Genomic DNA, 25257 nt, shown 5'->3' with positions numbered 1-25257 from the left:
GTCAGTGGTGGGACACTGGCGCACTAAAAGAAAGAGGGATGGCTGTTTACCTCTTGATAAGGAATATTATGGAAAAGAAATTCATCGATCTGGGCTTCACGATGTCAGAGAAAATACCAAGAGAAACTGCATTGGAAATCGTTGCTATCAAGCAGGTTCTTGCGGCCATTTTGGCAAAAATGCCTGACAAACGAGATAGCATCATTGATGACTTATCAGGTGTTGATAGCGATATCATGCGAGATATCGTGGCGAACTTTAAAAAAATTAAGTAATTGAAATATTGAAACTAGCTTCATATTTCGCGGCCTGTTTCTGGGCCGCATTTATTGTCCCACCCGTGAGGCAAGCATTTTTTATTAACTCCGAAGCCGCATTTTGCACCATTTCTCTCAGTTCATTTGCATTACGCTGCTGCACAGCCATATTTGCGATAGCCAGTTCTAATGCTGCAACTCGTTGTTCTAAAGTCATAATTCTCTCCTTACCGTGGTACTTGTTCAAATGTGGCCGTCAGTTCAAACAGCGGCCCGGTCTTTGTCATATTCCAGGAGCGGCAGACAAACAGCTTCCGCACTCCCGTATCGGATGGCGTCCAGTAGAACGATTCAACCGCACCTCTCGCCTTGAGGAACGCCTCTGCATCCTTCGCGGGGTTACTGCGGCACGCTCCGCTGACGCCGCGAAAGGTGAGCGAGTATTTATCCATCAGTGGATTGATACCCTTCACCTGTCGCTGTTCGTAACCGTCGCCGAGCTTAACGACGGCAACATTCGGCGTGCGCTCAACGGAGTATGCTTTCTGTGGTGTCCATGTGAATGTTTCTGGCACTATGACCTCCGTAGTAACCCGTTAGGGCGCTGCTGATCACGAATGGTGCTGAGGCTAACCTTCTTCATCATCTGCGCCATTTTAGCCATTGTGGCATCGTCAATGCCGCCGGTAGTGTTGATGGTGAAATGGACAGTTTGATTAACAACTCCGCCACTACCCCCAACCTTATTTGCCGGAATAATCTTCCCTGACTGATTCGGGATGAATGCCTGCTGACCCCCGGCGGTCTGGAAGATTTCAGAACGGCCATCCTCGTTGACACGATAGGCGTTACCAGCAGAAACCGTACCGCCGTAGCGACGACCGCCACTCATGGTGACACTTGCAATATTCGAAAGCAGGGAAGCACCGGCCGAGGCGATGGCTGCGTAGTTCGCCATTTTTTGTGCTGGCGTAAGAGCAGTCGGATCGGCCATGGCTTGCATAATCGCCGTGTTAAGACTCAGGGTTGATTGCGCTATCGCGAATGCTTTTGCAGCAGCGAACATGGCAACATATGCACCACTGCTCTTTCCAGACGTGTTTGCGATAATTGACGCCAGGCTATCAAACCCCTGTGACGCCGAGCCGAGAATGGAGCCTATCGCCTCAGTTTGTGCATTGGCCTCATCTACAGCAATTTTCCTCCTGGCGTTTGCTGCCTGCTCCTGAATGGCCGTCTTGGCATCTTCGTAAAGCTGTGTATTTTTCTTGTCTATGGTCTGATACTTAGCAAGTGCCGCTAACTTCTGCTGCTCCTGCAAATCAATAAGAGCCGTTGGATTTTGCACTGCGCCCGTTACGGCGTCAGGGGTGGTCACGTTTGCAACGATCTCCTGCTGTGCAAACTTTTTACCTTGCTCGGCCTGCTGCCGCATCTTCACCGCATTGGCTGCGTCCCATTCAGCGGCAGCATATTTTCTTATTTCATCAATTTGCCCAGCCGTAGCGCTTTTATTAAGAGACTGCTCAGCCCTTAGCATGGCCTGTTCGCGTGACAAATCCTGTGTTGCCCCGGCAGCAGTTTCTGCGCGCTGCTTATAATCAGCAATTTTCTGGGCGTTGGCCTCCATCTGAGTGGCTGCGCTTTTTCCCTGCTGTTCATTCTGCTGCTGCGCTTTGCGCCGTGCCTCCTCAGCTTCCTGTAGATCGTAATTCTCTGCAGCCAGACGCTCAGCAGACGCGATCTGATTAGGGTTGTCAGTAACCTTAGATGCCGCCATTCTGGCTTTTGCCACTGCCCGCTGGCGTTCATCCTGTATTTTCAGAAGCTCGTTCTGCTCTTCAAGGTTCAGGATTACTTTATCGCCATCTGCAGTTGGAGGGGCGATCTGTAATGACTTGGGGTTGAAATTCTGCCCGGCCTGATTGGCCCGGTTAATCTCATCTGCAGTATTACCGAAGGCTTTCGCAACAGCTCCTTGAACTCTCTCCAGAGTGGTGCCTTTTTCAATGAGTTGATCATGCACACCCATCGATGAAAGCATATTATTAGTAAGCAAACGGTTCGCTTCTGAGGCAGTATTTTCTGTTCTAGCAAGCTTATCCTTTTTGTTGGCGAGATCCCGAATCTTCCCGTTCAGTTCATCTGAAACCTCAGCCTGCCGTTGGCTGAACTCTGCTCCCTGCCCCATTGAATCCGCATAAGCTTGGGCGGCTGGAGTAAAGCTCTTGTAGCGATTTTGAAGCGATGCGATATCCGACTCTAAATCAGCTATTTCATCTTTTTGCGCCCGGATTGACACATTGGCATCAGCAATGGTTCCTCGCAGTTGAGTGTTGCTCAATGATTTTAAAGATGAGTTGAGCTTGTCTAAACCATCAGCAAAGGCAATTGCCTCTTGTTTGGCTTGCTGAGCTTTCTGCCAAAAATAGAATATGGCTCCAGCCGCAATCATGGCTGCACCAGCAGGACCACCAATAAGGGAAAGAGCACCTCTCGCCAAGGCGGCTGCAGCTGAAGCCGCGCGTGATGCCACTGCTGATGCCTCTTGCGATGCGATAAATCTACCATTGGCTGCTGTTGCGACGCCAGTGGCATTAGCCAAGGCGATTCTTGCAGCGGAAACCTTAGCTTCTGCAGATGCAATTGCAGCTGCCCGGGATTGAGAGGCAGTAGCCTCGGCAGCCGCAAGTCGCGTAGTTAATGCAGCAGATGCCTGCTGCAGCTGAGCCATGCGAGTTGCAGCCTGAATCCGGCCTTGTTCGGTAATTTGAGCGCGTAAACGCTGAGCCTCAAGCGCTTTCTCAGAGTTAATTTGCGCAAGCTGCGTTCGGATGGTTTGCGCTTCCGCAGTCGCTAGTCTGACCTCTTCTACGGAAGAAGCAGCAGTTGCTTTAAGAGTGTTTAATCTGGCCTGAGCAAGATTGAGATCAGAGGTTGCTGCGTTCTTACTAGACTGAGCAGAGCGTAATTGCGCAGCAGCTTGAGCTTCAGCAGCTGAGGTAGTTACTACTGCTGCTTTGGCAGCAGCAATTTGCGAGGCAGTGTTACGAACTTGCGCAGTAGCAGCCATAGTCAGAGCGCCAATATATCGACTTCCCATTACAGCAGCGACTGCGGTCAAAGCCATGCTCAGACCTGAAATATTATTGCTTGCTGTGATTATGGCGTCATTGAAGATAGCAACACCCGCTTTCACAGAAGAGCTCTCTCCAATAAATTTAGTAATATTATTGCCAGCAACTTGCATTGCTTGGCTGATTGTTGTCGTAGTTTTGGCGAATTCAGCTCCAATGGTTGCTCCCTGGGATAGCAGGCCATTCACAACAACATCGGTAGTAAGCTTACCTTCAGCGGCTAACTGGCGCATCTGGCCAATTGTCACGCCCATTGAATCCGCAAGAGCGACAATTAGACGATTACCCTGCTCGTTTACAGAGTTGAATTCTTCCCCGCGTAATGCACCAGACGCCAAGCCTTGAGATAGCTGAATAATCGCGTTCTCTGCTTCTTCAGCGGTAGCACCTGAAACCACAAAACCTTGGTTGATTATCGTTGTGAGTTTTACAAGGTCCTGCGCACTCGTGCCGTACTGGCGGGTTGCACGCTCCAGTCGGGCATAGAGAGAGGCAGTAGCCTCCAGGCTAGAACGCGTTTGCTGAGTAATGTTGAATACCCGCTCTGTAACGTCCACCAACTCTTCATTTGGCCGCAGCGCATTCGCTAATTTGTTGTTCAGTTCGGTCCATGCATCGGCATATTGCGACACTTGGTTAACAGAAAGGATCGCCATTACAGCCGCGGCAATTTTACTCAATTCGCCCAGAGAAGAAGAAAGTGATTGCGCCGCATCATCAGCTGCGTCAAAACCATCCTGCATATTGTCGGTGGCTTTGACCACCTCCTTATCAGCACGCAGCAACTGTGCCGTATCGGCCTTAATCACATATTCAATATCGCCGACGTTCTGGGTCATTTCAATTTCTCCAGGCAATAAAAAACCCCGCCGGAGCGAGGTCTTGGGGGTAAGATGAGTCTTACTATTTTAATAAACCGAACATAAAAAGAATGAACATCAGCAAAATACCAGCGCCTATCCACTGGCCAATTGCATGACCTGTCGCCTCGCTTGATGCAGCTTGAGCGTTGAGTTTGGTAGTTTCATCATTTATTGCTGATGCTGAGGCTAGCATCTCTTCAGCGAGCGTTTCAAAAAGCACAACTTGTGCTTCTACCGGAGCTTCAGAAAAAAAGTCACTAACCTGATCTTGTAAATCTAAGGATGCGGTATGTATGTTCCCCCCATCAGCGATCACTTGCTGAATTTTCTGGTTCCGTATTTCAACAAGCGCCCTTATTCTGCTTCTGTTTGATTTATATGTTTTTTCTTCCGAGCCACTAACTGTGAAATAGTCATTGATAGCGCCCGGTATGTCGATATGCATATCCCTATCCCCATCAGTAAAAGATGGTCAAATCCTACCACCAGTTGACGGAATAATCAGCAGGGATCGGCGCAACGACAAAACCCGCAGTTAAGCGGGTTCGGATGCGCGCTTCAATCAGGCAGATTTGGTTGGAAGGTCGTTACGAATCTCTGGCTTCTTGTCGCAGGTAGTGCTGGAGAAATTGTTCTTTGATACCCACTGCCAGTTGAACGGATAGCCGGCGCGATACTGGGTCTGGTTGGCTACTTTGCGAACTCCGTAAATCTGCACGGTGGTATCTTGCCCGCCGAGCATTGCCACACCTTCACAGATCGGTTCCTGTTTCTCCATGATTCCTGCGCAACCAGCGAGGAGTGCAACGCAGATCGCAATAATTGGTAGTTTTTTCATTCCTTTATCCCTCTACGCCATTTTAGGCATTATCCTATAGCCATAGACTAAATGAGTAAACGACAACCACCCCCTCAATCTTTGTGGTTTTCAAATGCTCTATCACCGATTTTCCGCGCCATTGCGGATCTCTGATGGCCGTCAGTTTTCTGGCGGCTTCTTTTTCTCAGTAAATACCCGGCAAATACATTTGCACCTCATCAGCAACGCGATCACGCGCTGCATGGAGTAGCTTTTTGCGTCCGCCAACTCCCCACCGGGCCATCTGGCTGGCGCACTGACTGATCTGTTTGGTTTCGGTATTGATGATGTGGTCGATTTTGTTCAGGCGGGACATGGCACTGATGCCGTTTCGGATCACCATCTGAAAGGTTTGGTACACTTTTATTTCGAATTCAACACTAAGCCATGCGGCATAGCGAATCGCCACCAGTTCTAACCCCCAGATACCAGGCTGAGCACCACCTTTGATAATCTTGACCGAAGCTATTTTTGTAGCTTTGGTCAGTTCTTGCGCAAACTTTTTAATTTGGCCCTTTTGATGAAGTTACTTGGCCTCTGTGATTCCGTGGCTTTGCCTTCAGCCACAGCCGCTGTATGGAGATCAAGGAGATTAATGCGGTCCGTTACGTTGCGCGTCGATAGCCAGCATTTGCTCGGCCCAGTCCATAACCTCGTCGTATTTCTCCTGGGTTGGCACTCTGGCTTTCTCTTTCTGCGGGAACTTGGCATTCATGGCGGCGCGGAAGCTGGTCATTGTCATGTTCCAGGCATCAGACTCGCTCATGCCGAGGTGAGCAACAGCGGTGTAGACGAATGACCGTACATCGAATTTGTCACTGTATTCGCCCTTCTTACCTTCGAACTCTTCCGGCGGCTGATCGCCCATTACGCCATGCAGAATCAGGTGGCGGGCAATCTGGATAACATCCTCGATCGGGATAGCCCCAGGCTTGAACAGCAGCCGCCCTGCCGCGTTCACCGAGTACGAACCAATCAACTCTGCAACATCACCCTCCGAGCAATGGCGGACTACGTTTGCCGCCGACGCTGCCATTTCAGCAAAGCATCGGGCATTGGCCGCCTTCAGGATTTGAGTATCGGAGATTCGGTGTTTCGGGTAATGCCCGGCATGAACCTTCACGAAAGCATCAACAATCTGTTCCGGCGACCCAATACGAGACATGGCGAGGAATGATGGGTTGAGGAATATCTCTTTGCCACTGGCGCGGACAACGGCCTGGCCGATATCGGTTATTGCTTTCATGAAACCTCTCAAAAAAAAAGGGGCCGAAGCCCCATGATATCACGCTGCGTTGACAACAACCGTAGCAGACCCGGACGTCACGCTGCCCGCTGTGGAGGAAGACACCTGACAACTGTATGATCCGGCATCACCGGCAGCCACGTTTGCTTTGTTGAATGTTGCTGATGTTGCGCCAGAGATGTCACTACCCCCCTTCTTCCACTGGTAAGTCAGTGCTGAATTGTCAGACACAGTCGCAGCCACCGACAGGTTCAGCGTATCGCCAACGGTCAGCGTGCGATTCTGTGGCTGGGTAGTGATGGTGATAGTTGCGCCAACGTCACGCACGTCAACCTGACCGGCACTGGACGCTTCAACAGACCAGGTGGCAACGTCGTCGTGCGGCGCCTCATCACCCCATGATGTCACCATGAACGGCCCTTCGGTGATATCGTTCGGAGAGATGATTTTGAACCACACATACGGCTGGTTGCTGGTCTCTGCTGGCGGGTTGTAGACGTGACGCTTAAGCGCGTTCTGCGCATAAACATCCTCTTTGCGGGTCACGCCGTCACCTGAGAACGAAATATTCTTGTAGGTAACGAGGCTCTCTTGCGTAAATGCAGCGCTCATGTCGCCGGTCGCATCTGCGGTTTCCCACTCTGCATTTACTGTTTTGCCGCGCATCATGCCGAGTCGGCGGTAAGCGCTGGCGGTGGGTTGTACTTCAGGGCATCCAATCGCGTAATAAACGACGACGTCGCGCCCGGTAAAAGCGCCCGATTCACACGCCATAGTGATTTATCTCCGTGTTATCTGGAAATGATGGTTTGAAAGGAAATATCGAAGAGGTAACGCCCTTCTTCGGTCTGGATGGCGGTGATGCCGCCTATTGGCTGCATCGAAATGATGCATTCGGTTTTGTAGTCGTCGATCATCGCCTGGCGGATGGCGTCGGCGCGATCTTCAATCTCGTTAATATTGCTGTCGTTCTGGCCTGACAGGAGGAGGATGCGGAAATAATCGCGGGTTATCGCTACTTCTGGCTTGCCGCCACCGTTCTGCTGGATGACAAGGTATCTTTCCCCCTCGGTATTCTCCAACTCATTCCAGAATCGCTTCTGGACGCGATAACCAACATCAAAGCCATGCGACTGCAACCACGCTCTCAGCGCGTCATACACTTCGCTACGCGTCATACTTTGTACCCTTGCTTGATGATGGCCTTAATCTCGTTGAGACCGTCACGCTCAAAGCCTTTGGTCAGGAACCCCGGCTCGGCATCGGGATCCCAGTAATTCCCCTTCCCGGTGCCGCCGCCGAATTCTTTTCCAGCGCGAGTTCTTCCGAAGTGTCCACGCGGCTGACCTTTTAGCTTACCGGACATACCGTGAACGGCGGCAGCGTATGCAGCCGTGTAACCGACCTTTCCCTGCATCCCGCCGGGCATTGGCTCAAGCTTTCTGTACTGGCTGTTGATAAGCGTGGATGTGTCAATGGGAGTAAGTAGCGCAGCGTGAGACGATCCGACAATCATGACCCCAGTCAGCACTCTTTCTGTGCGTGGCCCGGCAATTTCTGCCAGCACCTTGCGGGTGTTCATCTGGACGCGCTTGATACCTTTAACGGGCATGATTACCTCACGTCAGGATTTTGTAGTCGGGCTCTTCACCGAAAAATGACATATCCCAGTCGGTTACGGCCCGAATGACGTTGGCACCTGCTTTAAGCGGATCTGATAGCGCCGATGTGTCACCTCTGGCGATGTACCAGTCTCGCTGCGGCATGGTTGAGCTGACGCCGTTACGCTTCAGTTCAGTGAAGAAAATCAGGTTAGTGGTGAACTCTTTACCATTGGCATCTACCGCAACCTCATTGTTAGCCGTCCAGGTGCAGTCAATCAGGTATGGTGTGCCGTTTGTCCAGGTGTTGTTCCAGTCGTCATAGACGCGAGGGTAGACAGTGGCGACATTGGTGTAAGACCAGTTAGCCGTGGCTGACACTATTATCCTCCCACCGGATAACCTCCGGATTCTCAGCGGCTACCTTCCGGCACAGCAAATACCATTCACCGTTACTTTTAACGTAACCAGTGACCCGCCGCCCGCAGTCAGTGATAACCCAGACCTTTACGAAGGGCTCAGGAAGCCTCTGCTTGACCGATATCAACGCCATCATCGACTCCCGTTGCACATGCAGCCGCCCCTGGCAATCCAGATGCCAGCGAAAGCGGTGTTAGTCGGATCAGGCGGGATCAGGCTTGTAGCGCATCCATACTTATCTAGTCCCCTCAGAAGCCCCAGAGAGGCTTTCCATCGGTCAGCAAAAGACAGGTACCGAAATGAGCGTGATGCGCCGTTGGGCCCTGTCTGAGAACTGATGTACTTGTCACCCTGCCCCAGCGCCATTAGCCCCAGCAGGTAGGACTGTATTAGCAGAGCGGTTGCGGGAGGGTAATGCGCATCCAGACACTCCTGAATGCTGCCAGCCTGCTCTAAAAGAGCCTGCAGGATGAAATCAGGCAGCGTGATACCGACTGACTCCAGATATTCCTTGGCCTGTACTGTGGTAATCATGCGAGCCTCTGATAAGCCCTCCGAAGAGGGCATAAAAAAACCGCCTTAGAGGCGGCCGTTATTCAGCAGGGAAAAGCTGTTCGAACTCACCTTCCGGCAACAACTCGGTGAGCTTCTCCAGGCCCAGGTTGCCTTTATGCTCAATGCCCAGCGCATCGAGTCGGGCAATGACTGCCTCTTTGCGCGCTTTGTTGTCAGTGCCAGCACCCGGAGTTGCAGGTAGCAGTTCCGCAGCAGCTTTATCGGACAGCTTGCGCACATGCGATTTAAGTGACGGGTGTACTTTGCCCAGCTCAACAACGTCACCAAGCGCAACGCCGTGCCACGGCTTAACCACTTCGTATTTTTCAGCCATGATTGCTCCTTAAGCCAGGTTAGCGCCGTAGACCACACCGGACAGGCCTTCGCCGTCCTTCTTGATCTGCAAACCTTCTGCGGACATGATCTGGAAGTTGTAGTTGCTCTGCGGCATCAGGCGCGGGAGCGGTACAACGCCCACAGCCATACCTACCAGAGGAGAAATCACATCCTGTCGGCGCTCGTACGCCAGGAACTCGTTACCTTCCAGTGCATAGGTCATCTGGATAGACTTAGCAGGAATAAACTTGCTGATCGCATCCAGAACGGTTCCGCTAAGCAGCGCATTTGTGCCGGTGTTGATATCCACCAGATACGGCTTAGCCATGTTGGCCCAGACTTCAGGGCTCACCCACAGCTTGTCGTAAGCTGTAACCTTGTTACGGCGGGCAGTGAGGCCAAATGGACCTGTAGGGCCAAAGAATGCCAGTAGCTCAGCCGGTGTAGCGGTGGTGAGATTGATATTGGCGCCGCCAGCGCCACTACCCAGGTTAATTTTCTGAGTGTTGCGATGGTTCTTCATGCCCTGAGCCGGCATACCTTCCACAACAATGCTTGGAGCGCCATTCAGGTAAAAGTCTACGCGCTTCTTGTGGAATTTACGCATCTTGGCCGACTGAGACTCCAGAGCCAGATCGATGCCGACAGTGCTCAGTCCGGCAGCATGGCGCCAGTTAACGCCGTAACCAGCAGTGAATACCGGGATCGGGTCGCCATCAGAACCAAACTCAGTATTATCGAAAGAGTAAGACGCCTGACCATCGATGCTGATAGACACATCATCCGCGATATCGCCAGAGACGTTATACAGCTTTGCAGTTTTCCCAATCGGCAGCACGGTCTGCACACCCATCAGGTCATTGACGATTTCCATGCCAATTTCCTGATCGCGCATCTGGATAATCTGGCGGTCAATTTCGGCCCAGAATTCACGCGTAAAGCCTCCGATGGCATTCGCCGCCAGCATTTCATGCGTCATGCGCGTGCGGTACGCGTTGACCATCATGTCATGCTGGGCGTTATAGATATCACGATTGGCCCACAGCTCACTCCAGTGCCCTTGCAGTCGGCGGTTAGTAGCCAGTGTTTCAGCGGTAAAATACATTATTATTCTCCTGATTAAGCGCCAGCACCTGCAGCGGCTACGGTACCGACGCGCATACGCACGCGGATGAAATCGGTAGTGCTGGCTGCGATGGTCGCATCGTCCTGGCTATAGCCAATCACCGAATCGGTGTCTGCAGTAGCTTTGGTAAATTGCCCATTACTACCCAGCTTGATTGGATCGTCTTTGGCGTAAGTCCCCGCCACGCACAGCAGCGCCAGCTCGCGGCCCTCTTCTACGTAGTTACCCACTGCGGAGTCGCCGGCTGGCACTGCTTCAGTGATTTTGAGACCCTGATGATAGGCAACATCGATGATGTAGATACGACCAGCCAGCGCAGTTGCCTGCGCAAACTCATTGTCGTCATTGATGACTGCAGCGGTACCGGGCAGCAAGGATGCGGCAGTAACGCGGGTTTCGGTCTTGTACAGAGACTGACCGTCGATATTAACGCGACGATAACGTGCCATTATTCTGGCTCCTTATTTGAAGTATTCGGCAGGGTTAGGTGCACCGGTTTCTTTCTGCTGCTGCGCATTGTTGGTGCCCAGCGGAGCAGCTTCGCCCAGTGACTTGAACATCGCGTCCAGCGCATCGCCAGAAAGCGCGTTGGCCACGATGTCGCCATGGACCTTAGCTACCGCCTCACGCTTTGCTTTCTCTTCAGCGCGGGAGTTTGCAGTTAGCGTTTCAGTGAGCTTGTCCTGATTGGCCTGTAGGCCGGTGATCGCATCCTTAATCGGGTTCAGGGCTTCGGCGAAGTTTGCGGCCAGGCCTTTACCGATTTCGCTGATCAGCTCTTGTTTCTCTTCAGTGGTTAAAGGCATGTCGCCCTCCGTTTTGTGGTTTGGTGCAGGCTGTTCCTGCGGTGTGAAAAAAGATTTGAGTTTGTTGACGACAGCAACCCATGAACTCTGGCGCTGAACCTCTGTCCCGATATCATCAAAGACAATCTTTCCGCCTTCAGACTTGTATCCGTAAACCTTCGGCTCGCCATTGTTGAGGATGATTACCGCTTGCGAGTCAGTGAAGTCAGCCACCCAGGCGTATTCTTTCTCGCCAGGAGCGAATTTATCTTTCGCTGCCTTCTCCAGCCTCCGCTCACGCTCGCGATAGGTTTCCCCCACCAGAGCGCCGGAATTAGCTTTCAGTGGAGTGGCAAGATCAGCATTTACCATCATCCCTACCCCCTGTTCTGGCGTAGCTGCGCCAACCTCATCCAGAAGGATGGCGTCATGGTCCATCGCGTGAATTTTCGCAACCCATGAAGCCCCCTGAGCTTTCTGCTCATCGTTCGCTTCAAGCTCCTCCAGGAATACGGCAACGCTGGTATGGATTGGCGGAACATCCTCGCCTTTCTCCAGCGCTTCAAGACGCTCAAGGAGGCGCTTTCCGTCATCCGTGCGCTTTGCCACTTCTGTGTCGATCCACTTCTCGACGTAGACGCGGCTGCCGGACTTCTTGACGTTTTTGTTCCATGCCCCGACGTAACCCACATTCAGCCCTTCAGGACTAAAAGCAGAAACAAACTGACCGTTGACCTGTGGATGACCGAGCGGTGCCAGTGTCCCCTCCAGGCCACTGTAGTGCTGGTCAATCTCACTGGCCGGATACAGACCGCCGTTCATGACCACGTTCGCCGGAAGGGTGTAGGAAGGAACAACCCAGTGCTCGCGTCCGTTGTGCTGTTCGCGTCGGATGGCCTTACTGTTCACCTTCGAGGTGACATTAACTTGCATTGGCATGAGTTAACCCTTAGCCCATTGGTAGCCACGGGCTTTCATTGTGTTAAATGTTTTCTGAGCTTTATCGATGATGGTGTCACTTAACGGCTTGCCGCTTTCATCGACCATAACCGCGATCGTGGAGCATTTGCAGTTCACGCCGTTTGCATCCTTAGCCCACCACTCCCGCTGCTCTTCTGCGGTATACAGATGGGCGTGACGCGCGGCATGGGTGCTTCGGGTCGTCGGGCTGAGCGCTGATATGTGCATCTGCTTTGTACGGATGCCATATCGCTCTCTGGCTTCGTCGTCTTCGTCCAGGCGCGCACGGCGCAGCGCGGTGGTAATCTCCGTCCGGGCAATACGATTACCCCGGCGAGACTCAATTCCCGTCTGCTCAGTAAGGCGCTTAGCTATCTCCATTGGATTTTGTCCGCGCCCAAGTCCATCTGTCAGTATCCGCGCCATATCTGCTTTCACACTGGCGCTGAGGTTCTTCATTTCCTCGAAGGTGCGAGCGCGAACCAGAATCAGCCTGCGTCGGTACGGTTCGCTGAGAAGGATTGTCGATACGCTTTCCTGTCCGGCAGCGTACACTGCTGACTGCTGCGCCAGATTGGCAAACTCCTGCGCCGTCCCGCGCTGATAAGCCGGGTTAACGTATTCAGTCCAGAACCAGAACCCCGTCTCGTTATCCGCACCCAATATCTCATCCACCAGCAATGAGGCATTGCTGAGGAGCATTGATAGCTGGGTGGAATCGAGGTCGAAGGTGTAACGCTGGTTTACTGATGGCGATGCAGGAATGCGGTCAAGAATGCCCTTGTACGCCTTACCAATACGCTTCATTCGCCTGGCGAACTCGCTCATTGCCCCGCGCTCAAGTCGGTCGGCACCCGTCGGGTCTTTAAGGTTTCCCGGAAGTATCGGTGACTTCGCTTTCTTCTTCGTCATCATCTACCTCTGGAAATGGTTCGGGCGAACCCTCATACCCGGCGGCCACGCGAATTTCTTCACCAGTAAACACCTGCTCACCCGTGCCGATGGAAGCGCTGTTGATTTGCGACATCTTCTGAGCGGCATCCAGTTTTTCACTGTCGCTTTGCGCATTGAGGTCGTCCCAGATAACGGTCTTCTGACTGACCGGATCGAGGATGCTTAATTCGATCAGCTTGTCGCAGAAGTCCTCAATCTCGAATGACAGGTCGCCACGGCGAGACTGGCAGCGAGTATTGAAGTATTTCTGGTCCTCAGTACTGGAGCGCTCGGCCTGCTGATTACCAACCAGAATGCGCGTCGGGATATCAACTCCGGCGGCAGCGGTTTGCAGGTTTACGTTATAGGTTGGAGACGGATCAGAAACCGGAGAAACAAGGGAGGTTACGCTGGCCCCCTGGAGAGAAAGCAGCACATCATTTCCGCGATTCATCTCGCGAGCAGCGTCATTAAATTTATCCTGCAACTCATCTACTTTAACGCCGTACATAGATGCAATGCTGCCAAAGTCGATTTCCTTGCCGAAACTAAGTGCTAACTGGCGAGCGGCGTTCTTCAGGAATGACTCACCAGACCCGCCCTCTACCTTCTCCAGGCTCACAAAGGCGTTATAAGCTGGCTCAAGGAAGCCAATAGCATCGTCTGAGTAATCACCAAGGATGAAAACGCGATCGGGGTGGATATTGACGCGGCGACTTGAACCATTCGGCAAGCGTTCGGCGTACTGCCACATTTTCGGCTGACCGTAAGCCTTCGAGTTCAGCCCAGTGTCCCACTCGCTCACCGTTAGCGATCCGGCCCATGCCACGGAAACCTTCTGCAACCCTCGCCCTTTGGTAACCGGAAGGTTCCAGTCTTTTTCATCGCGGACGTGCAGAAGGATGCCAGCATAACGACCGACAAGGCGACGGCGATCCGCCTCGGCAAATGAGCGCCAGAACCGGTTGTTGAATACCTGCTTTGACTTGTTTTCCCAGGTGGTTTCGTTTTCGCTCTCGTCGGCATCATCACCCTCGATGATTTCCGGGTTCGTCTGCCAGCACTTGCCCACCAGCTTCTCAACAGCACCGTGAGCGATACCACCGCGACGGTAAAGGGCATAAAGGTTTTCGTAAGTTACCTGCTCAGGGAAGCCATACTCGCACCATGCTGAATGGCGCTTATTGTCCAGCCCCATCGTTGGCGCCATCATTCCCATACGGGCGCGCGCCATCCGCGCATCGTTCAACGCATGGTTGACGGCGAGAGTTAATTTGTCAGTCATGGTTTGTCCGTTTGGTTAGCGAAGGCGTTTCGGAATCATCATCCCCATAGGTTGAGATCCATTCAGTTCTGTCAGTGCATAAACCATCGCATCGAGGCGGTCAGGTGATTTCTTCGCGGTGGCAGGGATGTACTCCATCAGCTGGTTCTCCAACACGTAGAGGTTGCCGTGATTTGCCACGCGGCCCTGTTCGTAAAGCGCGGAGATTGGTTCTGCTCGCGCATATTTCCCTTTGCTGGCATGAACACGGATGATGCGGCCTTTGAACCCGGCGTTGCGGAGTGTCTCCTCCGCCATATCGCCGCCCTGGTTCGTTTCGATAACTATCGCGTCGGCCTGATGATGCTCATAAGCCCATATGGCCTTTTTTGCCCACCCAGCAGGGGAATATTTCCCGCTGTAATCACCATCAACCGAGAATTGCTTCTTATCTCCGGCACCATAAGCACTGGCAGCAATAATCCCCGTTTCATCGCTTTCGTCACTATTTGTCGCCTGCGGGTCAATAGCGATGACTGTCCTTACCTTATCAGCGCTAATTTGCAGGCCATGCGCCGCGCTTATCATCGACTCAGTCCACAGAGCGCCTTCGGCATTAAATCTGCGAGGCTTCTGCATGTACTGAGCTTCAGCGGTGCGCCGGTGAGAGAACAGCGACACACGGTGCGATTCGTTATGCTTGAACGGCCACAGCCAGCCATCAGGCAGTCCGTGGTCAATCGGTATGGCGTGGGTGTTTTCAGGGTACTGAGCAGCGTATGGCTGACTATTGTCGATAATCACCGGCAGATTCAGGTGATGCCATTTCTCACCACTCCCGCCCCGCAGCAGATAACCGCTCAGGTCGTGGTAGTGGATCCGTTGCATGATGACAATCATCGGCGTCGTTTCGATCGCCAGTCGTGATTTGATTGTCTCGTTAAAGCGGTTGTTGACGCCGTCACGGACGATCTCCGAGTAAGCATCATCCGGCTTAACTGGGTCATCGATAATCAGCGCGCCCTGCCAGCCTGGCTCCATGTGTCCGGCACGAAAGCCGGTAACCTGCCCGGCAGCTGACGACGCATAAACGCCGCCGCCGTGTTCGGTCCACCACATCGCCTTGCTGTCAGCGTCATCGCGTAGCGACATGGGCCACATAGACTGATACGCCTGCGACTTAATCATTCCACGCGCGGTTGAGGAGTTCAGCAGCGCCAGGTTGTGCGAATAGGACAGGTGCATGAAGCGGGCCCGGCAGTTCAGCGCCAGTCCGCGGCCCATCATGTTGATGGTAGCCAGCTCCGTTTTCGTGTACCCAGGCGGGACGTTGATGATCAGGCGCTGAATCTCACCATCAATAACGCGATCCAGTGTTTGCTGAATCACCTTGTGGTGAGGCGCGACAATCATCTTTCCGCCGGTGCGCTGCTTGAAGAAATAACGAGCGTAGTAGAGCCCGTCCTCTTCGCATTCAACCTTTCGGGCAAATGCCCTTTGCTCAGCAGTCGTCATCCTCCATCATCTCCTGCCGTGCGGATTTGTATTCCTCTTTGCTCATGGTGATCGTCTGTATGGCGCCACCATTCGGGCCGGAATGTTCAAACTTGTGCTTATTGGTGTAGGCATCGCCGCATTCCTTTGCAGCCTGCTCGATGATCTCTGCCGTAAGCGCGAGGTTCTTCATGCCCTCGGCGCGCGTTGCCATGCGGTCGAGAACTCGAAGGCGGTACGCCTTGTTGGCGATCGGAATATCGGAGATTTCATTCTGGAAGCGTTCGCGGGTGGCATTGAACATGTCCACCCATTTCTGCGCCAGCCCCCTGCCGTTTGCTTTCGTCGGGTCGTGGGATTCGACCTGCTGACGTGTGATGCTCAGGCCAAATTCTTTTTTGACCAGCTCAACCACCTGGGATGGAGTATCGAAGCAGGCAAGGGACTGAACGATGAAGGCTTTGACCTCACCTTTCAGTGTCGCCATGGATTACCCGCCTGTCATAATCAGTCATATTGTTACGCCAGCTTTAGCATGCATGTACCGCATGACCTGGCTATATCGATGTGAGCCACTTCTGCTGGCGCATTGGCAGCATCAACGAGCTCCTGTACTTCTTTGCTGGCACCGTATCGACGTACGACACCAGTGAATTCTTCGACGTCGTGGCCACGCAGTGTAAGCACTGGCTGCCCGGTCTCTTTATTGAATCTTGGCGCACCGAAATCATCGGTGGCCTGGGCGATGTGGTAAAGCTCATGCTCTACCAGTGCGCAAAATTCGAGGTCACTGCATTGTGAGCAGTAGTCGGCCGCCAGCGTGATGATGAACTTCGGGATGCGCCCGAACCATTCATGCATCTGCTGTTCCATTCTGGCTTTCTGCCAGCCACCGGCGCGCAGCATTACCTGTTCAGCCTGGCCGAGAACATAGCGCCCCTTCTTCGCGAACGAATCGGACGCCCACATGAAGCAGAGATCAGCCTCTAGCAGGTGTTCGTGGTCAGGGTTATGGATGCTTCCGGTATCGCTGAGGATTTGTCGGTTTATCCACTCATGCACTTCGTTGGCGGGGACCAGCCTGGTGTATGGCTGCCAGTTGTCGGAGGCGATGAAGTTAACTGGCGGATAAGGCCTGCGCTCGTCATCGTTAGCCATGGGTTACTCCGTTGCTTGCTCGGTCTGCTCTTCCAGCACCGGCGTGAACTGCACGCGCTTCACATCGGCTGGAGCGAAATACAGCCACTCTCCCGTCTCGGTCGCCAGCGGCACAAAGCCGTTCACCAGCTCAGGCTGACGTCGTGACATCTTACCTGTAAAGGTTTCGCCTGTTTGGGTGGTCAGGGTGATTTGGTAGATATCTGACATGATTACCTCTTTGCCTTGTCGCAGCTGTTGCCCTGCTTCTCAGAATTGCTTAGCCACTTACGGCTTACCCGTCAGCAAGATGTGATCACCATCCTTGCGGGGTTACACAGATCATTATCGAAGCCCCTCAGTGAAGAGTTAGCCATTGCAGCTGAACTCTCCATGCAGACTGTTTCGATGAGCTTCCAGCCATGAGGCAAGAGCATCAATATCTGTCGATGACTTCCTGATTTTTGAATTTCCAATACACACCTGAGCAATATATTTTCCGCCATACCCTCTGGATATCCCCTTCGGTAGTGGCTGATGTTTGCTCTGCACTTTCCTATTGAAAGAATTTTGCTGACTTGTTGCTAATCTCAAATTTTCAATAGAATTATTGCTTGGGTTTCCATCAACGTGATCGATGAGCATGCCATCTGGAATAGTTCCAAAAAACAGCTCATACACAATGCGATGAATCTGTAATCTTTCGCCATTCAGCATCACTTGATAGTGCCCTGTATGGTTTCTAGTGCCCGCAGGCATATCTGCTTTTGATCTGGAGTTGCGAGTTACTCTGTTTCTCAAATAGCTCGGAGATGACTCGTCATAATAGAAATAGCTTTCGAGACCATTCATAGCGTATTTACCTTTTAGAAAGTGAGCCTGTCTCACAGAAAAGCCGCCCGAGAGAGGTCGCCACCTGTAACGGTTTTTCTCAGGCTCGCTTACTGAAAGGCTCTCGTTTATGTGCGCGTGAGATGCGCATAAAAAAGCCCCGCGGATGCGAGGCTGTGAGAATTTGCTACGGTTAAAGTCCAGAGGAGAGACTGTGTCAGAACCTCAGGGATGAGGCTCTATTTCCCTTGGGTCTGCTTATCCCATTCCTCGCGGAACTTGGATGGGTTGTCGAAACCTTCACTGCACTGGTTAGTTTTCATCACTTTGCCCCCGATTCTTTTGTTTTCTGGCAGTTCACCTGCCACGCTTTGTTATGCGCCAGGATGTCTTTCTTCGTCTGGCGGTCCAGAACATCCCAGTCGTGATCCGTTCCGTATATGGGTTTAACCCAGTCGCAAGCCGTGTCCACTACTTCAACCTTTACGGGTCCAGTTGTCCCGCAGCTCGCGATCAACATCGTCATCAGGCATGCGGTTAACATTCTGCTGTACATTGCTGGCCTCTTTCGTTGCTTCTACCCGGCGTTTGGCTACTGCTTCAGCGGATGCGGCCTTTTCTTCTGTGCGCTGCCGGTCTGATTTTTCTTCAGCCTGTTCACGCCCGCGAAAACGGCCCAGACCAAAGGCACCAAGCACCATCAGGATCGCAACCCCGATTGCCGCCAGTACAGATTTGAGTGTCGTCATAGGCTCACCCGCTCGCGCATCCAGCCATAAACGAATGACTCGTTAGCCGGCCGCTGTTCTGCCAGCTCAAGATAACGCTGGCCCTGGCTACAGTTCAGTGCGCGAAGCAATACGATTTCCCCTTCGCCGCCTCGTTTCTCCAGGAAGGACTTTAGCGCGCTGATGCTACGTGGGCCGATTTGCCCGTCGGCGATCAGATCCGGATAGAAATGCTGCTGGTTATTGAAAACGTTCAGCCAGCGCTGGAACCATTTAACCTGCACCGATGGCCCCATGTTCACACCGGTATCGCAAAGTTCGGCGGCAATAGAAGGGGATACTTCTGCCACCTGGTCAAAGCGCGGGCCATACCAGTAATCAGACTCAAGGATCGCCAGAGCCTGCTCACGTGTAAGGTTTCGCATATCACCGGTATAACCATGCGCGCGGGCAGTTGCCTGAGTAATTCCCCAGTTCGTTGGTCCGCCCTTATCGTTCGGGTGATCAACATAACCGCCCTCTTTGCCGAGGATGGTGTTAAAGATATCGTCTTTGGTCATGGCTATTCCGTTATAACGACCTTCGCCAGGTTCCCGCGCGCCAGCCACACCGCCATGCAGATGACGGAGTTAAGCAGCAGATCGCCGAGGTTAACCTGAACGTAGTGGCCGAGCAGAATGTTGAAGGCATTGAATCCTGCGGCAAGGATGACCAGATAGGCCAGTACCGCGACACTCAGGCGATGACGCTTTCCCTCCTTCCTGAAAAACATCAGCCTGACCATGATTAACAGGCAAACTATGGCGTTTGCATCCATCAGAAGAAGCTGCCATGTCATTTATCTTCCTCCCCCAGCCCCGGCATCTTCCCGCTTTTGGATTTGCGGAGAATACGCAGCAGGACTGCCACGGAAATGGAAGCAGTGACAATTGCACCGACAGCTGGCGATACCTCAATGCTGGCCGGTGGCTTCATCAGGCTTAACGGCGTGTTGATGATTCCGGCCATGATTTTCGCCATGGGTACGGAGAAGAACACGCCACTGATAAACGATATCAGCGCAAAGATAGCCTGCTTCCAGAGTTGATGGGGATCTGAGGTCAGAACGTATAGCGCAGTTCCGGCGAGTGATCCGAGCATCACTGCTGGAGTCGCCTCCGGAAACAGCGTGGCAAAGGTTACACCGACTGATGACGATGTAAGACCAACGCCTACGATAGTGAAGGTCTCAGACATATTTATTCCGTGTGTAGTTGGTTCAGGCCCTCGGGACGATTTAACAAGAAGGCATGTCGAGGATGGTTCCCGGGACCTGGAATAAAAAACCTGGCGACAAGCCAGGAAGATGAGGGTAAGGCAATGTCGGCTCTCTGGCCGAAGGGTCACAGGTAGTGGGTTCTGGTGCCGGGCAAAGGAATCGAACCTCTGACGCGCAGCTTACAAGGCTGCCGTTCTGCCACTGAACTAGACCGGCGAATTTGGCGGGACAGGAAGGATTCGAACCTTCGACCATTCGGTTAACAGCCGAACGCACAACCGCTGTGCTTCTGACCCTGAAACGAAAAAGCCCAAGGCGTTAACCTCGGGCTTGAATTTTTTTGCTTCGGAACGACTGAACGGATTCCCAGCGTTAGAGATGAATCTATCCAGTTTTTCCGCGAAATGCAATACCTATTTCCTATATATTTTCAACATTAGGGAAAATTATTTTCATCTCGTTACTTTTGAGAGAACGGAATCAGCCATAGACTCCTGTTTATGGCATTCGGCGACCAACTCCTCAAATAGCGGCTGAAGTTGCTCATATGCCGCCGTTTTCTTTATCTCCGCAACAGTATTAACGCCCTCAATTACCGTTGAGAACTTAAGCCTGGCGTAACCTCTACCACCGCAGCGGTCGCAGGCTTTCATTACTGGAACGCCATGGCGATCGCTTTCTGCCTTGTCCAGCACCTTACCTTTGCCATGGCAGCGACACGAATTGCTGATAACGCCTTTTCCGTTACACGGCTTGCATTTAACTCGCACCACCTCACGCGCCTGTGTCCAGCTCTCCCAGTCGCTTGGGCGAACGGCACGCGACATTTTCGACCAGTAAGGCGGTTTCCCCCATGGGTATGAGACCTTGTTGGTAAACACTTGCGCCTCTGTAAATCCGCCACCATCACAGCAATCACATTTTCGAGTGCTGGCAGCACTTCTTGAATAATCCTGGTATGCAAAAGCGCAGAGAACCTTAAGCACGCCTGACCGAGCTGATTCATCGAGTTCAGACAGTGCTCTGAATTTACCTGATAACTTACGTGCCTGCTCATAGAGTCTCTCCAGTGCTATATCTGGGCTGCTAATGCCGATTTTCGAGAGGTAAAGATCGAAACCAAACCCGCACTTGTGGCCAGCAAGGCCAAGCGCCGCCATAACGTCAGTGCCGGTGAGACTGTCTGATGCGGTTGCGCGAGGAGAGTCACTGAACATCGGTGATTTAGGCGCAAAGTATTTAGCGATTGATTCGAGGTTCATTATGCGGCTTCCTTCTGTGGCTGGTTGGTTTTGGTCTGGCTGTGCTTTGCTACTGGCGGCATGCTGGCGCGCTTAACGCTTTCTGCCTGGTACCGGAGGAAGTCGGTATGATTCATGCGGCCTCCTGTCGGCTGGCCCGGCGCTTTTCTAGTGCGCGGGCTTTGCGGGTGAATATGGTTTTGATGCGCTGCAGGTATGGGATGTCGAATCGGCGGACGGACTTATCATTGTTTATCGCCTCAACTTTATCGGCACCTATGCGCTCGATAAGGCCCTGTTCAAATGCCTTTTGCGCGCCGTCGCGATCCCGGTTGCAATAGACACACTGGGCTGCGGTATTGTGAAGGTTGAAAGCGAGGTGCGCCGCTGCGCCGCGGGTGCGGTAGTGGCCGCAGTCCATGGTTCCGCCAAACTTCTGCTCCGGCATCCTGCCGCAGCTGATGCACGGCTTACCAGCATCCCTCAGACGGACGTACCGATTGAAAGCCGCCTGCGCCTCAGCTCTCCATTGCGGTTTCGTTTTTAGCGCCACTTTTCTTGCTTTCAGATCCCGGCGCTCCGTGCGCTCTTTCTCTTTGCGTTCCTTGATGCGCTTAGCGGCGGCTTTCACCTTCTCCTTCTCGCGTTCTTCCATTGCGAGGATTGCGCCGTGTTCCGGGCAGCACCAGCGGATCCGGATGTCATGGAATTTCGGCACGAAGTATTCACCGCATACTTTGCACTTACGGCGGGATGGTTTACGCATGACCTCTCCTCGCCGCGAGACGCAGCCATTTCTGATCAACCAGGCGGGCGGTGTAGCCTTTCAGTGTCGGGATGTCGGACGGCTTAACCGCTGGCTTACGTTTGCGGCGCGCCGGAACGCGGAAGATTTCGTTTGTGATGACGAGGGAAAGTGGGCTACTCATTGCGCTCACCCCAGCGTTTTGCCCATTCAATTTCAAGGCGTGATTTTTCGCTGAACTTGACGTTCTGTTGAGTGCCGAACCAGTAGATCGCCTCAATGACCTCAACCATCTGGCGGACGGTCATCTTGCTGGTACGCTGTCCGAACATCACAACGCCACCATCAAGGCCAGGGGCCATGCGCTGCTCTTGCTTTTTGGACTTAGCGACCATAGCGGTGATCAGGTCTTTCCAGTCGTCAGAATCGTACTTATTGCCAAACCACGTAACCTGGTCGGAGAGGTCTTTAAGCAGCGGCCACATTTTTTTGTTCTGATCGAGGGTGCGCGTCATTTCCTTGATATCGAGAACCAACGGGCGCTTGGCGTCCACCGGCAGCTCCCGGATGAAGTTGATAGCGTTTTGCTTGATGGCGTCGTTGACGAGGTGGAATTGCTGCTTCATACGGCACCCCCGCAGAGGTCAAACGCAGAATGCAGAAGATCGCAGGTGCCGTTAAGCATCTGTGACAAGGTGAGGAGTTCAGATTGTGGTCGCATTTAAGTCCCCTTAAATGCGCAGAAGTCACCGGAGTTGTTCAGGCTCCGATGACATGATTATGGCTGCTTGATTCTTGAAAATCAATTTAAGGAGGGTCAGTAACCGGAGATTATTTCCTGTATCTTATTGAGCAATTTTACAGCATCAGCGCTTTCATCGTCTGGTATGCAGGTAAAGTCTCCGCGTTCAATTTCGAAATGCACGCCGTTCCAATTTACGTCACGGATAGCAACGTCATTCAGCAGCAACTCTATCTCTTTGAGCTTTTCGTCCTGAACATCATGGTCTATTACGATAGTGGTCATTTGATTTCCTTTTCAATAAGTTATGCATAAATATTGAGCTTTTACTTCTTTTCTTTATTAACATTTCGTGCTGTGTAATCAGGCCTCCGAAGAGGCCTGTTTGTTATGCGTCGAATGGGTTAGGCATCACTCGCATTGAATAGCCTCGCGATATGCCTCTCCTGCATTATGGGCTCTGTACCCTAACCTAAAATACAACTCCCAATCGTGCAGTACGTATCTGGCATTCTTCCCGCCACAAATCCGCTCTATTTCTGCCATAAATTTCTGTCGTTCTGTCATCACTTCACCTCCTGCCGCGGTGCGGCTGGGTATGCACCACCTTCCTGACCTGGCTCATTACTTCCTGTGCATGCATTCCGGTGGTCATTGGCGTGCGGGCAGCGCTTATTGCCACACTCAGAACAGACAACGAAGCGACTATCAGTAAAAGTCACCGGGCGGCAAGTGCCGCACGAACAATCCGGAATCACCGGAGAGTTGAGTTGTTCGGAATTACCGAACGACTGAAGCATGGCTGCGCGATAGGCGTTCCAGCCGACAGCTTTTCCGTGTTCAAACGCGCTGTCAAAGTCATCATCCATTTCCATCGCATCAGGCACAGATACCGGCGCTGGAGGGGCCAGGTACAATGGTTCGTATCCGCAATCAATCGGTGATTTTCCTTGGATGTGTACCGTCCCACAATGCCCTGAATCCTTGTTACGCCACGCCACAGGCTCCGCTTCGAGCGATGCCAGCAAACGACGCATGGCATCAACAGCGATAAGCATGTCCTGCGCTGCCTGCACATTTGTCCATTTCACGTTCGTAGCATAATGCTCAAGACGCTCAATAACCGGCTCCAGGCGTTCTTTGGTAATAGTGCTCATGAGTTAGTCCTCCCGATTTGCTAAAAATACCGCTCTGGCGAATCCGCGTGGCGTAAGTGAACGTAGTTGCTTCGTACGCGGTGAGTTGCCACCTAACCAACGCCACCCCCAAAACAGTCCAATATTCACCGGTCCCGGTTTTTTATCTGGCATGACAAACCCACCGCCAGCCCAAATACATGTTTTTTTCGTGTAACCGTCATACGCTGGCATTTTCGGGTGAAAGCTTTCCTCGCGTCCGTGCATATGTCCTCCGTATTCATACGGGTGAAAGTAGTAATCCGGCTTGCGCCATGCCGTTGACATTTTTCCTACCGGATTCTCAACCATCCATTTAGCGCCGAATTCCTCCGCAATTTTCTGCACCATTTTCGCGTTATCTACGGAAGCAAGACTTGTGTGGCTATCATGCTTCGCACCTGATACCGCAAGCTCTGTGCAGTCGGGGAAAGCAAAGATAATGTCTGGACTGGGAATGTTCATCGTGACGCACTTCTCCGCAAAATCTCCATCAATCCACATATCGATGTGATGAACTAACGGATGCTCATTCCGTCCTACATATTCACCATGATTACCCGATGAGGCATTAAAACAGTAAACGGTGTGACCACATTCAGCCCAAGGAAGCCCCATAATCCCAGAACCATCAAAAAGCGACCAAATAACCATATCAGCCCTCCCCGTTGATGCGGATTCCGGCAGTACGCATCGCTTCGATAACTTCGTCGCGGTCAAGATACTCACCATCTTCGGCTGCTACCATATAGGCTTCGTCGATGTGATACCCCTCAGGATCCATTCGCTGAGGGAGTATCACCTCCCGCGTCTCCAGCTCAGCAATCTGCTTGTCTTTGGCTTCCAGCTCATCCAGCAGCGCCAGCACGGTTGCGGGGTTGGCCGCGGCGATGAAATCTGACCGAACAACAGCGAACGAACCGTTAACCGTTGCAACAATGTGTCCGGAAGAAGTGAATATCTCAGGGTAATTCATCCCAGCTTCACGCCATGTCTGCCAGTTTCCATCCCCTGCTGATAGCGCCTTCTCCGCCGCTTCACGTAATGCGCGTTTGTCGATGTTGATCATTGGGCGGCCTCGCTGGTTAACTTTTCGAGAATGGCATCAAGAGCCTTACGTTTTCCGATATACCCGCCACCAACCCACTCTCCACGAAGCAAGGCGTAATACTTACCGTCGTCTTCATGATAAGGTCCACGGATAGACCAGTCGGTTGTGATGGCGTCGATCGCCTTTTTAATTTCTGCGAAATCCATGATGCTCATACCCCTACCCTCCCCCAAACCATCAATACCCTTCTCATCGCCGGACTGTTCCGGCACTCCTGAAATATTCCGTTGGTGCAGCTGCGCGCGGTGCCGTCCTGCTCTTCCGGCGTCGCCAGGCGATAAGTCACCGTTCGCCAGACCTTGCTCACGCGCACAATCTTCCGGGCCCGCTCCAGATCGATAGCGTTCTTCGTGATGCAGTTGATGGTCATGCCACACTCTGTGGCCACATCCTTCGCGGTGAAGGTCCGGTGCGTTTCGAGATAACGCAGGATTGCCTGTTTGCCTTTCATCG

40 protein-coding genes, 2 tRNA genes and 1 pseudogene are annotated in these 25257 nt (G+C 52.6%); 1 reads left to right on the top strand and 42 read right to left on the bottom strand.

From position 1 onward, the window contains the following. Positions 1 to 68: 68 nt before the first annotated feature. Positions 69 to 275 (top strand): hypothetical protein, encoded by a 207-nt coding sequence (locus CU081_RS12995; protein ID WP_154815480.1) that lies wholly within the window; start codon positions 69 to 71, stop codon positions 273 to 275. On the opposite strand, the gene CU081_RS12990 is transcribed toward CU081_RS12995, so the two are convergent. The 42 genes and pseudogenes from CU081_RS12990 to CU081_RS12785 all read right to left on the bottom strand — a co-directional run bounded on the left by CU081_RS12990 (position 268) and on the right by CU081_RS12785 (position 25255). Then, a complete protein-coding gene (locus tag CU081_RS12990) occupies positions 268 to 474 on the bottom strand; it encodes a hypothetical protein (protein WP_063250681.1) in 207 nt (68 codons plus the stop codon). The two genes, CU081_RS12995 and CU081_RS12990, sit on opposite strands and share 8 nt — an antisense overlap. Positions 475 to 484: 10 nt before the next feature. After that, positions 485 to 832 carry a phage tail protein gene (locus tag CU081_RS12985; RefSeq protein WP_063250684.1) on the bottom strand — a complete coding sequence of 116 codons (348 nt, stop codon included), beginning with the start codon at positions 830 to 832 and terminating at the stop codon, positions 485 to 487. Beyond that, a complete protein-coding gene (locus CU081_RS12980; protein WP_059596139.1) occupies positions 832 to 4233 on the bottom strand; it encodes a tape measure protein in 3402 nt (1133 codons plus the stop codon). The genes CU081_RS12985 and CU081_RS12980 overlap by 1 nt, the downstream gene beginning before the upstream one ends. Positions 4234 to 4297: 64 nt before the next feature. Beyond that, positions 4298 to 4702 carry a hypothetical protein gene (locus CU081_RS12975; RefSeq protein ID WP_042889550.1) on the bottom strand — a complete coding sequence of 135 codons (405 nt, stop codon included), beginning with the start codon at positions 4700 to 4702 and terminating at the stop codon, positions 4298 to 4300. 117 nt (positions 4703 to 4819) lie between these two features. Then, a complete protein-coding gene (gene cor, locus CU081_RS12970; protein WP_000735926.1) occupies positions 4820 to 5095 on the bottom strand; it encodes a phage exclusion lipoprotein Cor in 276 nt (91 codons plus the stop codon). A 166-nt stretch (positions 5096 to 5261) separates the two neighbouring features. Continuing rightward, positions 5262 to 5713, bottom strand: a pseudogene (locus tag CU081_RS12965) (KilA-N domain-containing protein). Beyond that, positions 5709 to 6362 carry a DUF6246 family protein gene (locus CU081_RS12960; RefSeq protein ID WP_063216497.1) on the bottom strand — a complete coding sequence of 218 codons (654 nt, stop codon included), beginning with the start codon at positions 6360 to 6362 and terminating at the stop codon, positions 5709 to 5711. The pseudogene CU081_RS12965 and the gene CU081_RS12960 overlap by 5 nt, the downstream one beginning before the upstream one ends. 39 nt (positions 6363 to 6401) lie before the next feature. Next, on the bottom strand, positions 6402 to 7136 hold the full coding sequence (locus tag CU081_RS12955; RefSeq protein ID WP_058685349.1) for a phage tail tube protein: 735 nt from the start codon (positions 7134 to 7136) through the stop codon (positions 6402 to 6404). A gap of 17 nt (positions 7137 to 7153) precedes the next feature. Further along, positions 7154 to 7540, bottom strand: coding sequence for a phage tail termination protein (locus CU081_RS12950; protein WP_100185487.1), 387 nt, complete (start codon positions 7538 to 7540; stop codon positions 7154 to 7156). Further along, positions 7537 to 7974: a hypothetical protein gene (locus tag CU081_RS12945; RefSeq protein WP_042889545.1), complete on the bottom strand. Its 438-nt coding sequence runs from the start codon at positions 7972 to 7974 to the stop codon at positions 7537 to 7539. Before CU081_RS12945 ends, CU081_RS12950 begins: the two co-directional genes overlap by 4 nt. A 7-nt stretch (positions 7975 to 7981) precedes the next feature. Next, entirely contained in the window at positions 7982 to 8344 is a 363-nt protein-coding gene (locus tag CU081_RS12940) for a hypothetical protein (RefSeq protein ID WP_017384089.1), read from the bottom strand. Continuing rightward, positions 8328 to 8516: a hypothetical protein gene (locus CU081_RS26520; protein WP_026080664.1), complete on the bottom strand. Its 189-nt coding sequence runs from the start codon at positions 8514 to 8516 to the stop codon at positions 8328 to 8330. The genes CU081_RS12940 and CU081_RS26520 overlap by 17 nt, the downstream gene beginning before the upstream one ends. Next, positions 8516 to 8917: a DUF7370 family protein gene (locus CU081_RS26515; protein WP_023303612.1), complete on the bottom strand. Its 402-nt coding sequence runs from the start codon at positions 8915 to 8917 to the stop codon at positions 8516 to 8518. Before CU081_RS26515 ends, CU081_RS26520 begins: the two co-directional genes overlap by 1 nt. A gap of 58 nt (positions 8918 to 8975) precedes the next feature. Beyond that, the gene (locus CU081_RS12925; protein WP_032676276.1) at positions 8976 to 9272 is read right to left on the bottom strand and encodes a hypothetical protein; all 297 of its coding nucleotides are present in this window, start codon (positions 9270 to 9272) and stop codon (positions 8976 to 8978) included. 9 nt (positions 9273 to 9281) lie between these two features. Next, positions 9282 to 10379: a major capsid protein gene (locus CU081_RS12920; RefSeq protein ID WP_032676277.1), complete on the bottom strand. Its 1098-nt coding sequence runs from the start codon at positions 10377 to 10379 to the stop codon at positions 9282 to 9284. Between the two features lie 14 nt (positions 10380 to 10393). Then, positions 10394 to 10849: a gp53 minor capsid family protein gene (locus CU081_RS12915; protein ID WP_032676278.1), complete on the bottom strand. Its 456-nt coding sequence runs from the start codon at positions 10847 to 10849 to the stop codon at positions 10394 to 10396. Between the two features lie 12 nt (positions 10850 to 10861). Further along, on the bottom strand, positions 10862 to 12124 hold the full coding sequence (locus CU081_RS12910) for a hypothetical protein (RefSeq protein ID WP_100185486.1): 1263 nt from the start codon (positions 12122 to 12124) through the stop codon (positions 10862 to 10864). Between the two features lie 3 nt (positions 12125 to 12127). Further along, a complete protein-coding gene (locus CU081_RS12905; RefSeq protein WP_100185485.1) occupies positions 12128 to 13057 on the bottom strand; it encodes a phage minor head protein in 930 nt (309 codons plus the stop codon). Beyond that, the gene (locus tag CU081_RS12900) at positions 13011 to 14363 is read right to left on the bottom strand and encodes an anti-CBASS protein Acb1 family protein (protein ID WP_100185484.1); all 1353 of its coding nucleotides are present in this window, start codon (positions 14361 to 14363) and stop codon (positions 13011 to 13013) included. The genes CU081_RS12905 and CU081_RS12900 overlap by 47 nt, the downstream gene beginning before the upstream one ends. Positions 14364 to 14378: 15 nt before the next feature. Next, complete coding sequence (locus CU081_RS12895) at positions 14379 to 15857, bottom strand: phage terminase large subunit family protein (RefSeq protein ID WP_100185483.1); 1479 nt, start codon at positions 15855 to 15857, stop codon at positions 14379 to 14381. Then, positions 15844 to 16323, bottom strand: coding sequence for a DUF2280 domain-containing protein (locus CU081_RS12890; protein WP_022651005.1), 480 nt, complete (start codon positions 16321 to 16323; stop codon positions 15844 to 15846). The genes CU081_RS12895 and CU081_RS12890 overlap by 14 nt, the downstream gene beginning before the upstream one ends. 32 nt (positions 16324 to 16355) lie before the next feature. Then, positions 16356 to 16994, bottom strand: coding sequence for a putative metallopeptidase (locus CU081_RS12885; RefSeq protein ID WP_100185482.1), 639 nt, complete (start codon positions 16992 to 16994; stop codon positions 16356 to 16358). Between the two features lie 3 nt (positions 16995 to 16997). Next, positions 16998 to 17204: a hypothetical protein gene (locus CU081_RS12880; protein WP_100185481.1), complete on the bottom strand. Its 207-nt coding sequence runs from the start codon at positions 17202 to 17204 to the stop codon at positions 16998 to 17000. 138 nt (positions 17205 to 17342) lie between these two features. Further along, a complete protein-coding gene (locus CU081_RS12875) occupies positions 17343 to 17825 on the bottom strand; it encodes an HNH endonuclease (RefSeq protein ID WP_100185524.1) in 483 nt (160 codons plus the stop codon). A gap of 301 nt (positions 17826 to 18126) precedes the next feature. Beyond that, entirely contained in the window at positions 18127 to 18276 is a 150-nt protein-coding gene (locus CU081_RS12870) for a hypothetical protein (protein WP_039268941.1), read from the bottom strand. Between the two features lie 4 nt (positions 18277 to 18280). Continuing rightward, a complete protein-coding gene (locus CU081_RS12865) occupies positions 18281 to 18553 on the bottom strand; it encodes a hypothetical protein (RefSeq protein ID WP_022651100.1) in 273 nt (90 codons plus the stop codon). Further along, positions 18550 to 19092 carry a glycoside hydrolase family 108 protein gene (locus CU081_RS12860; RefSeq protein ID WP_022651099.1) on the bottom strand — a complete coding sequence of 181 codons (543 nt, stop codon included), beginning with the start codon at positions 19090 to 19092 and terminating at the stop codon, positions 18550 to 18552. Before CU081_RS12860 ends, CU081_RS12865 begins: the two co-directional genes overlap by 4 nt. Before the next feature lie 2 nt (positions 19093 to 19094). Beyond that, a complete protein-coding gene (locus tag CU081_RS12855) occupies positions 19095 to 19370 on the bottom strand; it encodes a phage holin family protein (RefSeq protein WP_001514184.1) in 276 nt (91 codons plus the stop codon). Next, positions 19367 to 19768, bottom strand: coding sequence for a putative holin (locus CU081_RS12850; protein WP_001514183.1), 402 nt, complete (start codon positions 19766 to 19768; stop codon positions 19367 to 19369). The genes CU081_RS12855 and CU081_RS12850 overlap by 4 nt, the downstream gene beginning before the upstream one ends. A gap of 163 nt (positions 19769 to 19931) precedes the next feature. Continuing rightward, a tRNA-Thr gene (locus CU081_RS12845) sits at positions 19932 to 20006 on the bottom strand. Between the two features lie 5 nt (positions 20007 to 20011). Further along, positions 20012 to 20086 (bottom strand) — tRNA-Asn (locus CU081_RS12840). Positions 20087 to 20242: 156 nt separating this feature from the next. Next, positions 20243 to 21052 carry an antitermination protein Q gene (locus CU081_RS12835; RefSeq protein ID WP_100185480.1) on the bottom strand — a complete coding sequence of 270 codons (810 nt, stop codon included), beginning with the start codon at positions 21050 to 21052 and terminating at the stop codon, positions 20243 to 20245. Further along, positions 21052 to 21168 (bottom strand): hypothetical protein, encoded by a 117-nt coding sequence (locus CU081_RS26510; protein WP_094166857.1) that lies wholly within the window; start codon positions 21166 to 21168, stop codon positions 21052 to 21054. Before CU081_RS26510 ends, CU081_RS12835 begins: the two co-directional genes overlap by 1 nt. Further along, complete coding sequence (locus CU081_RS12825; RefSeq protein WP_047352406.1) at positions 21165 to 21797, bottom strand: recombination protein NinG; 633 nt, start codon at positions 21795 to 21797, stop codon at positions 21165 to 21167. Before CU081_RS12825 ends, CU081_RS26510 begins: the two co-directional genes overlap by 4 nt. Then, entirely contained in the window at positions 21790 to 21960 is a 171-nt protein-coding gene (locus CU081_RS12820; protein ID WP_100185479.1) for a NinE family protein, read from the bottom strand. Before CU081_RS12820 ends, CU081_RS12825 begins: the two co-directional genes overlap by 8 nt. Continuing rightward, positions 21953 to 22402 (bottom strand): recombination protein NinB, encoded by a 450-nt coding sequence (locus CU081_RS12815; RefSeq protein WP_023330681.1) that lies wholly within the window; start codon positions 22400 to 22402, stop codon positions 21953 to 21955. The genes CU081_RS12820 and CU081_RS12815 overlap by 8 nt, the downstream gene beginning before the upstream one ends. Positions 22403 to 22593: 191 nt before the next feature. Then, positions 22594 to 22803, bottom strand: coding sequence for a hypothetical protein (locus tag CU081_RS12810; protein WP_058656690.1), 210 nt, complete (start codon positions 22801 to 22803; stop codon positions 22594 to 22596). A gap of 281 nt (positions 22804 to 23084) precedes the next feature. Beyond that, positions 23085 to 23675, bottom strand: a complete 591-nt coding sequence (locus CU081_RS26285; protein WP_058656689.1) for a hypothetical protein — start codon at positions 23673 to 23675, stop codon at positions 23085 to 23087. 3 nt (positions 23676 to 23678) lie between these two features. Beyond that, entirely contained in the window at positions 23679 to 24347 is a 669-nt protein-coding gene (locus CU081_RS12800; protein ID WP_058656688.1) for a hypothetical protein, read from the bottom strand. A gap of 1 nt (position 24348) precedes the next feature. Further along, positions 24349 to 24762 (bottom strand): ead/Ea22-like family protein, encoded by a 414-nt coding sequence (locus CU081_RS12795; protein ID WP_100185478.1) that lies wholly within the window; start codon positions 24760 to 24762, stop codon positions 24349 to 24351. Beyond that, a complete protein-coding gene (locus CU081_RS12790) occupies positions 24759 to 24959 on the bottom strand; it encodes a hypothetical protein (protein WP_045345369.1) in 201 nt (66 codons plus the stop codon). The genes CU081_RS12795 and CU081_RS12790 overlap by 4 nt, the downstream gene beginning before the upstream one ends. Continuing rightward, positions 24956 to 25255 (bottom strand): hypothetical protein, encoded by a 300-nt coding sequence (locus CU081_RS12785; protein WP_023311412.1) that lies wholly within the window; start codon positions 25253 to 25255, stop codon positions 24956 to 24958. Before CU081_RS12785 ends, CU081_RS12790 begins: the two co-directional genes overlap by 4 nt. Positions 25256 to 25257 lie beyond the last annotated feature (2 nt).

Origin of the sequence: Enterobacter sp. CRENT-193 (assembly GCF_002787395.1) — a bacterium.
GTDB classification, from domain to species: Bacteria; Pseudomonadota; Gammaproteobacteria; order Enterobacterales; family Enterobacteriaceae; genus Enterobacter; species Enterobacter hormaechei_C.
This window is presented reverse-complemented; position numbering and strand designations above follow the sequence as displayed.